Source organism: Citrobacter sp. RHBSTW-00887 (assembly GCF_013728095.1).
In the GTDB taxonomy this organism is placed as follows: Bacteria; Pseudomonadota; Gammaproteobacteria; order Enterobacterales; family Enterobacteriaceae; genus Citrobacter; species Citrobacter braakii.
In genome coordinates this window covers 521,577-535,294 of record NZ_CP056267.1, presented here as the reverse complement: position 1 = coordinate 535,294, position 13,718 = coordinate 521,577, and the positions used below count along the sequence as shown (strand labels likewise).

13 protein-coding genes and 1 pseudogene are annotated in these 13,718 nt (G+C 53.3%); 3 read left to right on the top strand and 11 right to left on the bottom strand.

Features of this window, described 5'->3' with window-relative positions; translation table 11 throughout:
* Positions 1-150: 150 nt before the first annotated feature.
* The gene (codB, locus tag HV314_RS02570; RefSeq protein ID WP_047358527.1) at positions 151-1,401 is read left to right on the top strand and encodes a cytosine permease; all 1,251 of its coding nucleotides are present in this window, start codon (positions 151-153) and stop codon (positions 1,399-1,401) included.
* A complete protein-coding gene (locus tag HV314_RS02565) occupies positions 1,391-2,671 on the top strand; it encodes a cytosine deaminase (protein WP_016157577.1) in 1,281 nt (426 codons plus the stop codon). Before codB ends, HV314_RS02565 begins: the two co-directional genes overlap by 11 nt.
* Before the next feature lie 60 nt (positions 2,672-2,731).
* On the opposite strand, the gene nanQ is transcribed toward HV314_RS02565, so the two are convergent.
* The 6 genes and pseudogenes from nanQ to nanR form a co-directional block, all read right to left on the bottom strand.
* On the bottom strand, positions 2,732-3,199 hold the full coding sequence (gene nanQ / locus HV314_RS02560; protein WP_016157578.1) for an N-acetylneuraminate anomerase: 468 nt from the start codon (positions 3,197-3,199) through the stop codon (positions 2,732-2,734).
* 2 nt (positions 3,200-3,201) lie between these two features.
* The gene (gene nanK / locus HV314_RS02555; RefSeq protein WP_103284286.1) at positions 3,202-4,071 is read right to left on the bottom strand and encodes an N-acetylmannosamine kinase; all 870 of its coding nucleotides are present in this window, start codon (positions 4,069-4,071) and stop codon (positions 3,202-3,204) included.
* Positions 4,068-4,757 (bottom strand): N-acetylmannosamine-6-phosphate 2-epimerase, encoded by a 690-nt coding sequence (locus HV314_RS02550; protein WP_019077794.1) that lies wholly within the window; start codon positions 4,755-4,757, stop codon positions 4,068-4,070. Before HV314_RS02550 ends, nanK begins: the two co-directional genes overlap by 4 nt.
* A 47-nt stretch (positions 4,758-4,804) precedes the next feature.
* Positions 4,805-6,295, bottom strand: a pseudogene (nanT, locus tag HV314_RS02545) (sialic acid transporter NanT).
* A gap of 116 nt (positions 6,296-6,411) precedes the next feature.
* Entirely contained in the window at positions 6,412-7,305 is an 894-nt protein-coding gene (gene nanA / locus HV314_RS02540; protein WP_016154703.1) for an N-acetylneuraminate lyase, read from the bottom strand.
* 134 nt (positions 7,306-7,439) lie between these two features.
* Positions 7,440-8,231: a transcriptional regulator NanR gene (gene nanR / locus HV314_RS02535; protein WP_047358532.1), complete on the bottom strand. Its 792-nt coding sequence runs from the start codon at positions 8,229-8,231 to the stop codon at positions 7,440-7,442.
* 359 nt (positions 8,232-8,590) lie between these two features.
* On the opposite strand from nanR, the gene dcuC reads away from it, so the two are divergent.
* Complete coding sequence (dcuC, locus tag HV314_RS02530) at positions 8,591-9,958, top strand: anaerobic C4-dicarboxylate transporter DcuC (protein ID WP_181547257.1); 1,368 nt, start codon at positions 8,591-8,593, stop codon at positions 9,956-9,958.
* Positions 9,959-10,001: 43 nt separating this feature from the next.
* Here the strand turns inward: dcuC and sspB are convergent, their stop codons facing one another.
* The 5 genes from sspB to zapE form a co-directional block, all read right to left on the bottom strand.
* Positions 10,002-10,505, bottom strand: coding sequence for a ClpXP protease specificity-enhancing factor (gene sspB, locus HV314_RS02525; protein ID WP_016154706.1), 504 nt, complete (start codon positions 10,503-10,505; stop codon positions 10,002-10,004).
* Between the two features lie 5 nt (positions 10,506-10,510).
* Positions 10,511-11,149: a stringent starvation protein SspA gene (sspA, locus tag HV314_RS02520; RefSeq protein WP_003025132.1), complete on the bottom strand. Its 639-nt coding sequence runs from the start codon at positions 11,147-11,149 to the stop codon at positions 10,511-10,513.
* A 316-nt stretch (positions 11,150-11,465) separates the two neighbouring features.
* On the bottom strand, positions 11,466-11,858 hold the full coding sequence (gene rpsI / locus HV314_RS02515) for a 30S ribosomal protein S9 (protein ID WP_003025138.1): 393 nt from the start codon (positions 11,856-11,858) through the stop codon (positions 11,466-11,468).
* Positions 11,859-11,873: 15 nt separating this feature from the next.
* Complete coding sequence (gene rplM / locus HV314_RS02510; protein WP_003025141.1) at positions 11,874-12,302, bottom strand: 50S ribosomal protein L13; 429 nt, start codon at positions 12,300-12,302, stop codon at positions 11,874-11,876.
* A gap of 218 nt (positions 12,303-12,520) precedes the next feature.
* Positions 12,521-13,648, bottom strand: coding sequence for a cell division protein ZapE (gene zapE, locus HV314_RS02505; RefSeq protein WP_103284289.1), 1,128 nt, complete (start codon positions 13,646-13,648; stop codon positions 12,521-12,523).
* Between the last annotated feature and the right edge of the window lie 70 nt (positions 13,649-13,718).

Here is a 13,718-nt window from a genome sequence, read left to right as displayed (position 1 = left end):
ATGAGATGCCAGATTCCTCGCAATACCCCTGCCCCCTCCCCTCTATCAACACCGTGAAAGAGAACTAACAAAACATACGGAAACGTTTGCTTTATTCTGAGAACTGTATATTATGCGGCGGATTTTTTGGGCAAAATTCATGGAGGCGTTGTGTCGCAGGACAACAATTATAGCCAGGGCCCCGTCCCTCTGGCGGCGCGGAAGGGCGTGATTCCACTAACGTTTGTCATGTTGGGACTCACATTTTTTTCCGCCAGTATGTGGACCGGTGGCACACTCGGTACCGGTCTTTCCTATAATGATTTCTTCCTGGCAGTTCTCTTCGGTAATCTTCTCCTCGGTATTTACACTGCATTTCTCGGTTTTATCGGCGCAAAAACAGGGCTCTCAACCCACCTTCTGGCACGTTACTCATTTGGTTTGAAAGGTTCATGGCTTCCCTCACTGCTCTTAGGCGGTACACAGGTAGGCTGGTTTGGCGTTGGTGTGGCCATGTTTGCTATCCCGGTTGGCAAAGCGACGGGGATTGACGTCAATATTCTGATTGCGGTTTCCGGTCTGTTGATGACCCTGACTATCTTTTTTGGCATCTCGGCGCTGACCGTTTTATCTATCATCGCCGTACCTGCCATCGTCGTTCTTGGCAGCTACTCCGTCTGGCTGGCGGTGAGCGATGTCGGCGGTTTAGACCATTTAAAAGCGATAGTGCCGCAGACACCGCTGAATTTCTCCACCGCACTGGCGCTGGTGGTCGGCTCATTTATCAGCGCAGGCACGTTAACCGCCGACTTTGTCCGCTTTGGCCGCAACGCCAAAGGTGCGGTACTGATTGCCATGGTGGCATTTTTCCTTGGCAACTCGTTGATGTTTATCTTCGGCGCTGCGGGTGCCGCCGCTGTTGGACAGGCGGACATCTCTGACGTGATGATTGCTCAGGGCCTGCTGCTGCCCGCGATTGTGGTGCTCGGCCTGAATATCTGGACCACCAACGACAATGCGCTCTACGCTTCAGGTTTGGGATTTGCCAATATTACCGGCCTTTCCAGCCGTTCGTTGTCGGTGGCTAACGGTATTATCGGCACACTGTGCGCACTGTGGCTTTACAATAACTTTGTCGGTTGGCTGACATTTTTGTCGGCAGCGATTCCTCCAATTGGTGGAGTGATTATCGCCGACTATCTGCTGAACCATCGCCGATATGCCGACTTCAGCAAAGCACAATTTATTTCCGTAAACTGGATAGCTATCCTGTCCGTTGCACTGGGCATTGCCGCCGGTCACTATATTCCCGGTATCGTACCCGTCAACGCCGTACTCGGCGGCGTATTCAGCTATATCCTGCTGAACCCACTTTTCAATCGCAGCCTTGCTAAATCACCAGAGGTCAGCCATGCAGAATAATAACATCACCATTCGTCAGGCGCGTTTACAGGGACGCGAAGGATTGTGGCAGCTCACGGTTGAAAACGGACGCTTCAGCCGAATTGAGGCTCAGGACGCCGCTACGTTGCCGCAGGGGGAAGTGCTTGATGCCGAAGGTGGCCTGGCAATCCCACCGTTCGTAGAGCCACATATCCACCTGGATACCACGCAAACCGCGGGGGAGCCGAGCTGGAACCAGTCTGGTACGTTATTTGAAGGCATTGAGCGCTGGGCCGAACGTAAGGCAATGCTCACTCACGATGACGTCAAAGCGCGCGCCATGCAGACTCTTAAGTGGCAGATGGCCAACGGCATTCAGTATGTTCGCACTCACGTTGACGTTTCCGACCCAACGCTGACCGCGCTGAAAGCCATGCTGGAGGTGAAGCAAGAAGTCGCTCCGTGGGTAGAGCTACAGATTGTCGCGTTCCCGCAAGAGGGCATTCTTTCTTATCCCAACGGTGAAGCGTTATTAGAGGAAGCCGTGCGTTTGGGGGCCGACGTCATTGGCGCTATCCCCCACTTTGAATTTACGCGTGAATATGGCGTGGAGTCGTTGCACAAAATTTTCGCCCTCGCGCAAAAATACGACAGACTTATCGACGTGCACTGTGACGAAATTGACGATGAGCAATCACGCTTTGTTGAAACCGTCGCGGCGCTGGCCCATCGCGACAATATGGGCGAGCGCGTGACCGCCAGCCATACTACGGCAATGCACTCCTATAACGGCGCGTATGCTTCCCGTCTTTTCCGCCTGTTGAAAATGTCCGGCATTAACTTTGTCGCGAATCCACTGGTGAATATTCACCTGCAAGGGCGCTTTGACACGTATCCTAAACGCCGCGGCGTCACACGCGTCAAAGAGATGCTGGAGGCAGAGATCAACGTCTGCTTCGGCCATGATGACGTCTTCGATCCGTGGTATCCGCTAGGCACCGCGAATATGCTGCAGGTACTGCACATGGGGTTACATGTGTGCCAGCTGATGGGATACGGACAAATTAACGATGGCCTGAATCTGATCACCACCCACAGCGCGAAAACCCTGCACCTGCAGGACTACGGTCTGAGCGTGGGGAATTCCGCGAACCTGGTGATTTTACCGGCAGAGAATGGGTTTGACGCGGTTCGTCGCCAGACGCCTGCACGTTATTCCATTCGTCACGGGCGAATCATTGCCGAGACTGTGCCGAGCCAAACGACGCTGCATCTGACGCAGCCGGAAGCGGTGACGTTTAAGCGCTAGGTTGTAATATCCGGTGTCGGATGGCGCAAGCCTTGCCATCCGACACCGTCGCTCTCATCGTCAGGTGTGTAATAAACTGGCGCGCACCTTGATCACCACCTTTTTGATGTCCATCGGAGCCTGTACCACGCAGCCCGGCTTATGCGGCTCGCCCGGCATAAAAATCACAAATCTTCCCGGCTTCAGTACCATCGCCTGCTCATCGGCAATCTGGCTACACAGCTGATAATCATCCTCAACGTGCATCTCTTCGCACTGACGAGCAGAATCAGTCATCCCGAACAGAATGCGTTCTTCACCGGATAACAGTACCTGAATATCAATGTACTCCCTGTGCAGCTCCGCTTTCTTTTGCTCTGGGCTCTGCGTTGCAAATTGCATGACATTCATAAAAATATTATCGCCCTGCAACTCGTAGCGCCCTGGCGTTTTCTCCTGCAGATTCGCCGCAACAGCCAGCGTTAACGCCTGCTGCAAAACCGGATGTAATCCGGCAGAAGGCAATGAACGCAACTCAGCTGACATCATAATCAATCTCCCTGGGCCAACAGCGCGGCCCCCAGTAATCCAGCGTCATGACGGTAATGCGCCGCCCGTAATTCTACGTGGTAAGCCGAAGGCTCTTGTGCCAGATAGTTTTCCACCAGCGCCAGATACCCTTCTGCCAGCCCCACGCTGCCGCCAATCACCACAATCTGGCAATCGATCGTGGCCTTCACATCGGCGACAAGCCTTGCCAAAGTACGTGCCGAACGATGGATCAACCGACTGGCCTGCTCATCACCCTGCCCGGCGCGGCTAAAAATGGTTTTGGCGTCGCATCCAGCAAGCGCGCCTTCGGCAGCCGCCGCGATCCCACGACCGGAAGCGATCGCCTCGACACAACCCACACGCCCGCAACCGCACACCGGCCCATGCGGATCAGCCAGCGTATGTCCCAGATGCCCGGCCAGACCGCCAATCCCGGTCAGCAGCTTCCCATCACTTACCACCCCGCCGCCTACACCGGTGGAGACGGTGATAAACACCATATCGCGGTACTCGCCGCCAAGCGCATGATACTCAGCCCACGCCGCGGCCTGCGCGTCATTGACTGCCAGCGTCGGCAAAGCGGTGAGATCTTCTAGCGTTTGCACCAGAGGAAAATGCAGCAGCCCGCCGAGGTTGTGCGGGTTCAGCGCCAGTAGAGAACCGTCGCGGATAATCCCCGTTGAGGCGATCGCCACCCGCGTTGCCTGCCCCTGTAGCGGCGCAACCAGTGCTTGTAACGCGGCACGCAGAGCATCCGGTGTTTTGCTGGCGGGCGTCGGCAATTCATGACGCTCTTGGATTTGCAGGCTGCTGTCTACCAGTGCGACAGCCAGTTTGGTGCCGCCAATATCAATCGACAGCGTGGTCATAGCACCGCCTTTTTAAGCGCTGTGTTGTACCACTGGCAAATGTGCTCCAGCCGGGTAATGGCTGAGCCGACTGTCACCGCCCATGCGCCATGACGCATCGCCTCAGCGGCCTGCGCTGGCGTGTTGTAACGTCCTTCAGCAATCACCCGACAACCCGCGTCACTTAAAGACTTCACCAGAGCCAGATCCGGCTCTTCGGGCGTTTCTGGCGTGGTATAACCAGAAAGGGTAGTGCCAATGATTTCGGCACCGAGTTTCTGGCAGGCCATGCCATCCGCCATGGACGAACAGTCAGCCATCGCAAGGCGTTGGTGATGATGAATACGTGCCAGTAAGGTTTCTACAGGTACCGGACGTACGCGATCGGTACCGTCGATGGCGATGATGTCAGCGCCTGCCTGCGCTAACGCATCAACATCCTCCAGATATGCGGTGATGCGGACCGGAGAGTCATCAAGGTCACGTTTGAGAATGCCGATAATCGGCACCGAAACTACCGCCCTGGTCGCTTTCAGGTTTTCCACCCCTTCAATGCGTAACGCCACCGCGCCAGCCTGTTCTGCGGCCAGCGCCATCGCCGCAACAATTTCCGGTTTATCTAACGGGCTGTCAGGAACAGGCTGGCAGGAGACAATCAGCCCGCCGTTCGCGGCAATCTTGATATCCAGTTGTTCAAGTAACGACATGCTTATTCCCTTATGACTATTGCCCGGCGCAGGACCGGGCAAACGGATTAACTTTTGGATTTCACCATGGTGCTTTTGTCGCCGCCGAACGGCACGGCCCCACTAAACGGTTTGCCATCAATGGCATCATGCGTACGCAATGCTTCAGGCCGCAGCCAGCGCTGTACGCGAGACGGCATATCGAGACCAATCAGCAGGATCACCACAAATGTCAGGCCGAAAGAGAGCGATCCCAACGCGGTGCCCAGATCCAGTCGTTGGGCAATCAGCGCACCGATGATCGGTGCCAACGCCCCGCCCAGTGCACCCACGTTGTAGGTGAAGCCCAGACCCGCCGCACGCTGGTCGGTATCGAAATAGCCGCCAATCAGTTTTGGTAAGATCCCGGAGATCCCCTGACCGAGCATTTGCTGGAAAAACAGCAGTAAACCCAGTACCCAGACGTTTGAGCCGCCAATCGCAAACACTGGAATAATCAGCAACTGCGAAGCCAGCAGACTGCAGACATAGGCCTTACGCGTGCCCAGCCAGTCGCCAAGAAAACCACCGACGCAACAACCGACCGCCGCGCCAAAGCCGCTAAAGAAGAGCACCCTGGCGACAGTGGAAGGGTCATACAGCAATTCGGTTTTCAGATAGGTTGGCAGCAGCGCCTGAATCGGCCACGAGTAAAGGAAGGCAAACAGCACAACCACCATCAGCATGACGCCCGTCGGCCAGCGTTTCCCGCTGCTTTGCACCATAAAACTAATGAAGATAAACGCGCATATCAGGCCAAGGACCGCTACGATAGCCGCATTTTGCAGGTTGCCTGCAAAGCAGAACCACAGCGCGGTTGCGGCGGCAAGAGTCATCACAATATTGATAACCCGATGTTCGCCCCGGTAGAGAATGTCCACCATCGTGCGTACCGGCGCTTTGCCTTCGTGTTTCTCTTTCCAGTCTTCCGCTTCCGGAATATTTTTACGCAGCCAGAGGGCGAAGATAATCGGCAAAATGCCGATGAAGAACAGCGCGCGCCATCCCCAGACCGGGACCACCAGGCTGTAGACCTAGGCGGCGATCACTGCACCTACAGAGAAGCCGGAAATCAGGAAGCCGCTGGCTTTGTTTCGCAGGTGCCTGGGCCAGCTTTCAATAACATAAGTTGCGCTGGAGCCGTACTCACCAGCCATCCCCATACCGATAACCAGGCGGGCGATAAACATGGTGGTGTAGCCCGGCGCGAAGCCGCAGGCCAGCGTCCCCACAGAGAACAGAATGATACTGGTGACCATCGCCAGGCGGCGTCCATAACGGTCGCCCATCGCGCCCAGCATTAACCCGCCAAACCAGCGGGAGATAAAAGCGGCCGAAATCAGACTGGCCGCCTGCACCGTCGTCAGTCCGAATTCGCCTTGTACTTCCGTCAGCACAAGGGCGATTAATACAAAATCAAAACCATCAAGCAAATATCCCAGCCAGGCGGCAGAAAATGCCCGCCATTGTGCCCGATTGAGATGGCGATACCACGGGATGCTCTGGGTAGAAGTACTCATTTTACTCTCCCGACGATCTTTATTTTCGTTGTGGTGCCGGATGGCGGATTCGCCTTATCCGGCCTACGAGTCTTGTTTTTGCAGGCCGGATAAGCATTGTGCTATCCGGCGTCCGATCAGTCGCGTTCCAGCATTAATTGCTGGGCCAGCGCTTTCAGTTCCGGCAGATATTGTTCATCTACCGGGGCAAATGGTTTACGGCACAGCGGAACAGAAACCACGTCCATATAGTGCAATACCGTCTTCAGGCCGCGGAACACGCCAACCTTAATGAGCAGATCGATAACCTTATTGCACTCGGTTTGCAGCTTTTGCGCCGTCCGGATGTCGCCTTCTTTGAGCGCTTTCACAATTCCCTGATAACGCCATCCCATAATGTTGTAAGTGCTACCGATACCGCCATCTGCGCCCGCCAACAGACCAGAAGCGAAGATCTCGTCATAGCCGTTATAAAGCACCAGATCGGGGTGAGCGCGGCGGATCTGTTCCATCTGATAGAGATCGCCTGAGGTTTGCTTCAGCGCGCCAACGCCGGGCAACGTCACCAGCGTGTTGATTTGATCCAGCGTCAGTTTTACGCCGCTCAGCGCCGGGATGTTATAGACCACCATCGGCAAGCCATCAGCGGAATCAATAATTGCGCGGTAGTGATCGCAGTGCTCTTCAAAACTGAACGGATAGTAAAACGGTGTGACGGCTGAAACCGCATCAAAGCCGTAGCGATGCGCGGCACTCGCCAGCTGTTGGCTCTCTTCGGTACTCACTGTGCCAACGTGAGCGATCAGCGTCACCTTACCTTTCGCTTCTTCGGCAACAATTTCCAGTACCTGCTCTCTCTCAGCGCGGTTTTGGACAAATGCCTCACCCGTAGACCCACCGACATAGAGCCCGTCGATCCCTTGCCCAATGTTGAAACGCACCAGGCGGCGCAGGCTCTCAATGTCCAGTCGCTGTTGGCTATCGAATGGGGTTAACAACGCTGGCATTACGCCTTTTAAATCTCTTGCCATAGCTACCTCTGATGATGATTAGTGTTATCTGACTGCATACCTTTATACCTGTTATACCAGATCAAATAAGCAGCAATACAATACAGAACGCTTATAGTGCGATCTGCCTCACTAAACGATCGTCAGGATCGCGATTACTTACGCAATTTTTTACTTTTGCTAAAGGCGTGCCAGGTAGCGGAAACGCTGTTGAGATGTTCTTGCAGTGCGCGGTCAGCTTCCTCAGGGTCGCGCTGACGAATCGCGTCGACAATAGCGATATGCTGCTGATAACTCACGTTATTGTGCTCATACAACTCTTGGTCGGCTACGGTCGGACGGGCGGCAATCAGCCAGTCTAACAGCGCAACATGGATAGCCATAAAGATGGGATTGCCCGGGATCTCCGCCAGTATGCGATGAAAATCAACGTCCGAGCGAATGAACAGCGTATTGTCATCGAGCGACTGGCTGTTGATCTCCAGTGCTTTCGCCAGTCTGTCGATTTGCTCATCCGTCGCATGTTCTGCGGCGTATCGTACCAGGCTGGATTCAAAGAACAGTCGCAGCTGTTCGAAGTGGGCAATGCCGCCGGGATGCGCGAGGAAATCTTTCGCCATACCGGACAGCTCGCTGATAATGGTATCAGCTGAAGGACGCGAAACGCGGGCGCGCTCGCCATTGTTGATTTGCACCAGACCTTTGCGTTTTAACGCTGCCAGCGCTTCTCGTACAGAAGGACGGCCCACGTTAAAGAAGGCCATCAGCTCCCGCTCAGACGGTAACTGTTCGCCCTCGCCAAACTCCCGACGACGAATCATCTGCTCCAGTTCTTCTTCAACCATTTCAGACAGTTTTTTACGCGCCAGCGGGCGGCTGCGTAAGCTACGGCCAATGGTGGATGGAGAGTCTTCAGCTTGCGAATCAAATGCGTTCATAGGGCCCATTCAGCTAAGTCGTGGTGACAAATAACAGCGGGTTTATCCTAACACAGGATCGAAAGCAGGGTGAAATGATGGTCAATCAGACTGTCGGGCTTATTGGCGGTCTAACGCATCCGGATATTTTGTTACGCTAAAACATTCAGCTTATCTTTAATTGAAAACAATCATATTCGCTTCGTGAAATTTATGAATATGAACGTGATAAATTATCATAACCATCTATTTTATAACGATAAATAATTTAAACATCGAATTAAAAATAAGATATTCACTCCATAAAAATCGCCCGAAAAAATATAACATCCGTTTGGACAACAGCGTTATTACCGGATTTATCTTCTTCTCTGGCATGGAGTGAAACAATGTTCGGCATCATTATCTCTGTCATCGTTTTATTCACGATGGGTTACCTGATCCTCAAAAACTACAAACCGCAGGTAGTGCTGGCAGCCGCGGGGATCTTCCTGATGCTCTGCGGCGTCTGGCTAGGCTACGGCGCGCTGGTCGCTGACGACAAGAGCAGCGGCTATCTACTGGTCGATATTTACAACGAAATTCTGCGTATGCTTTCCAATCGGGCGGCCGGACTAGGGTTATCAATCATGGCGGTAGGTGGTTATGCCCGTTATATGGACAGGATGGGGGCCAGCAGAGCGATGGTTAGCCTGTTAAGCCGCCCGCTTAAGCTAATCCGCTCACCCTATGTTGTTCTTGCCGCCACCTATGTGATTGGTCAGATCATGGCGCAGTTCATCACCAGCGCTTCCGGGTTAGGCATGCTGCTGATGGTGACGCTGTTCCCGACGCTGGTCAGTCTTGGCGTGAGCCGTTTATCCGCGGTGGCGGTCATTGCCACTTCAATGTCAATTGAATGGGGCATTCTGGAAACTAACTCTATTTTTGCCGCGCAGGTGGCGGGCATGAAAATCGCTACCTACTTCTTTCACTATCAGTTACCCGTCGCATCGTGTGTTATCGTCGCCGTCGCTATTGCACATTTTTTCGTTCAGCGGCAGTTTGATAAAAAAGCATTCCCGGAAAGCAACGGATTCGCTGAACAAAAGACGCTGGAAAACGTGCCACCTCTCTATTACGCCATTCTACCCGTCATGCCGTTGCTTCTGATGTTGGGCTCGCTTGCCCTGGCACATATGGGGTTAATGAAAACAGAGCTGAATCTAGTGGTGGTCATGCTGATGAGCATGACGCTGACGATGTTTGTCGAGTTCCTGCATAAACATAATCTGCGCGAAACGATGGATGACGTGCAGGCCTTCTTTGATGGCATGGGAACCCAGTTTGCCAACGTTGTCACGCTGGTGGTCGCCGGTGAGATCTTTGCGAAAGGGTTGACGACTATCGGGACTGTCGACGCTGTAATAAAAGGTGCAGAGCATTCCGGCCTTGGCGGTATCGGCGTGATGATCATCATGGCCGTGGTCATTGCCGCCTGTGCGATTGTCATGGGGTCAGGTAACGCGCCGTTTATGTCTTTTGCCAGCCTGATTCCAGATATTGCCGCCGGACTACATATTCCTGCGGTAGTGATGATTATGCCGATGCATTTTGCTACTACGCTGGCCCGGGCGGTATCCCCCATTACAGCGGTCATTGTGGTGACATCAGGTATTGCGGGCGTATCGCCCTTTGAAGTGGTAAAACGTACGGCCATCCCGATGGCAGTGGGATTTGTGGTCAATATGATAGCCACCATCACGCTGTTTTACTGATCCCGAAGGCAGAAAACAGAACAGGCCCCAAAGGGCCTGTTTTTTATTTCACTACGCGTAGCGCTGGACGCCCACCGCGAGGCGGCGGCGGAGTGTCATCCGGATCGTTGTCGTCGCCATTGTCAGGCTTATCGCCATCAATGACCGACATGACCGTTTCACTCTCAAAACCAGGTGCGTCGTTGTCGTCATCATTTAAGCTGGCGACATCTTCGTCGTAGGCGGCTTCCGGCTCGAACATAGTACCGGCGCCATTTTCACGAGCATAAATTGCCAGAACTGCCGCCAGCGGTACAGAAACCTGACGCGGCACACCACCGAAGCGCGCGTTAAAGCGCACTTCATCGTTAGCCAGTTCCAGGTTACCCACCGCACGCGGTGCGATATTCAGAACAATTTGCCCATCACGCGCATATTCCATAGGAACCTGCACGTCCTGAAGCGTCACATCCACCACCAGGTGCGGCGTAAGCTGGTTGTCTAACAACCACTCATAGAATGCGCGCAGCAGATACGGACGGCGTGGTGTTAGCTGTGGCAAATCCATACAGGTTAACCCCGGCCCAGACGCATTTCACGTTCAGGCTCAGTCAGAGAAGCCAGGAAAGAATCACGTTCAAAGACGCGAGTCATGTACCCTTTCAGTTCTTTCGAACCTGCGCCGTTGAATTCAATGCCCAGCTGCGGTAAACGCCACAGCAGCGGCGCCAGGTAGCAGTCTACCAGGCTGAACTCATCGCTCAGGAAGTAAGGTTTCTGGCCAAATACTGGTGCAATTGCCAGCAGTTCTTCGCGCAGACGCTTACGCGCGACTTCGGCTTCAGAAGCAGAACCGTTCACGATGACATTCATCAGCGTGTACCAGTCTTTTTCAATACGCTGCATGTACAGGCGGCTTTCACCACGCGCAACCGGGTAAACCGGCATCAGCGGCGGATGCGGGAAGCGCTCATCCAGGTATTCCATAATGATGCGAGATTCCCACAGGGTCAGCTCACGATCCACCAGTGTCGGTACGCTCTGATTCGGGTTGAGGTCGATCAGATCCTGCGGTGGATTGTCCTTCTCCACATGCTCAATCTCGAAACTAACACCTTTCTCAGCCAGCACAATGCGGACCTGATGGCTATAGATGTCAGTAGGACCAGAAAACAGCGTCATTACCGAACGTTTGTTGGCAGCGACAGCCATGAAAACCTCCAGGTATATTCAGAATTTTTACTGCTACCAGCCACTAAGTGGCCAGCCAGAAGTGATGTCACCCATATTCGGGAAAGCCATTACTGTTCAAAATACAAACAAAAAATGAACGATACCGGACATTTGGGCAGAAAATTGGATGATAGTTTACCAGATTTTGTGACCTTTGTGGTGAGTCGATTCTTGAAATGGGGAAAAAGAGGTGGCAATCAGCGGATTACCGTGGTTATACGGAGAGCAGTAACGATAAAAAAACCCGCCGAAGCGGGTTTTTTCGCAAATTGTTGTCTGCCGAAGCAGAGTACAATTAACGTTTGGAGAACTGAGGACGACGACGTGCTTTACGCAGACCGACTTTCTTACGTTCAACCTGACGAGCATCACGGGTAACGAAGCCAGCTTTACGCAGTTCGCCACGCAGGGATTCGTCGTACTCCATCAGAGCGCGGGTGATACCGTGACGGATCGCACCAGCCTGACCAGAGATACCACCACCTTTAACAGTGATGTACAGATCCAGTTTCTCAACCATGTCGACCAGTTCCAGCGGCTGACGAACTACCATGCGGGCAGTTTCACGACCGAAGTACTGTTCCAGAGAACGTTGGTTGATTACGATTTTACCACTGCCCGGTTTGATGAAAACGCGAGCTGCGGAACTTTTGCGGCGACCAGTGCCGTAGTATTGATTTTCAGCCATTGCCTATAATCCCGATTAGATGTCAAGAACTTGCGGTTGCTGTGCCGCGTGGTTGTGCTCGTTGCCAGCGTAAACTTTCAGTTTACGGAACATAGCACGACCCAGCGGGCCTTTTGGCAGCATGCCTTTAACCGCGATTTCAAGCACACGCTCAGGACGGCGAGCAATCATCTCTTCAAAGGTCGCTTGTTTGATACCGCCGATGTGACCGGTGTGGTGATAGTACACTTTGTCAGTACGCTTGTTGCCAGTTACAGCAACTTTGTCAGCGTTCAGAACGATGATGTAATCACCGGTATCTACGTGCGGAGTATATTCCGCTTTGTGCTTACCGCGCAGGCGCAGAGCCAGTTCGGAAGCCAGACGGCCCAGAGTTTTACCGGTCGCGTCAACAACATACCAGTCGCGTTTTACGGTTTCTGGTTTAGCTGTAAAAGTTTTCATTAAAAGCTTACCCAAATAAATAAGTTACACGTTGGTGAACACCCAAACGTTTTGTCAGTTGAGGTTCACACGACATTGTCCAGCAAACCTACCCCTTCGAATAGCCTATGCCGGCGCATAGAAAGTTTTGGGAAAAAAACTCTCTCGTAACGTGGGGTCGCAAGATTATAGAGAAGTCAGGGTCAAAGATCGACCCCTTTATGTGATTTGCGGCAGGTTTAACCGGCTAAATGTTCCCGCTTCAGATACTCTTCGCTTTGCATCTCCTGCAAACGCGACAAACAACGCTGAAATTCAAACTTCAGACGATCGCCCTGATAAATTTCGTAAAGTGGTGAGGCCGCACTGACCACCAGCTTAACGTGGCGTTCGTAGAACTCATCCACCAGTGCAATAAAACGCCGCGCTTCGCTCTCCATCAGCGTCGTCATGACCGGCACATCAGACAACAGCACCGTATGAAACAGACGCGATAGCGCAATGTAGTCATGCTGACTACGCGCATCGACACAGAGCGTGGTGAACGACACCGCCAGCGTTTGGTTTTCGACGGCCAGCGTCTGCATCGGACGATGATTGATCTCCAGCGTCGGCGCATGTTCACCTTTCGTTCCCGCTAATGCCAGCCAGAGCTTGTCCATCTGCTGGCGGGTTTCCTCATTCAGTGGCGACAACCACAAATGCGCCTGCGTTAAGGTGCGCAGACGATAATCGACGCCAGCATCGACATTCATGATGTCACAATGCTGTTTGATGGCATCAATGGCAGGAAGAAAGCGCGTGCGTTGCAAACCGTTGCGATACAGCTCATCAGGCGGAATATTGGAGGTTGCCACCAGCGTAATACCACGGGCAAACAGCGCCTTCATCAGGCCGCCGAGCAGCATGGCGTCGGTGATGTCAGAAACAAAAAATTCGTCAAAGCACAGCACGTCAGTTTCAGCCTTAAAGCGGTCGGCAATGATTTCCAGCGGATCGCTCTGCCCCTGCAGGGCCGTAAGCTCTTCATGGACACGCAGCATAAAACGATGAAAGTGCAAACGCTGTTTACGCCCGCCCGGCAGGCTATGGAAGAACAGATCCATCAGCCACGTTTTTCCTCGCCCGACTCCGCCCCACATATACAGACCACGCACTGGCGCGTTGGTCGGTGACTCACGCTTTCCCAGCAATTTGCCAAAACGCGCCATCAGTCCGCTCTCCTGCGGCGCAGGACGTGCTGGCGTCGAAAGCGCCTGGAAAATTGTTTCCAGTCGATTCACTGCTTCTTGTTGTACGTTGTCGGGCTGATGACTGCCGTCTTTGAGGGCTTGCTGGTAACGCGATGTCGGGGAAAGGCTTTGCATGATGTTATTGTTATTCCTTGAGAATCGATGTGCCGTCGCTCACGGTTGACGAAAAAAAGGCCGTTCTACA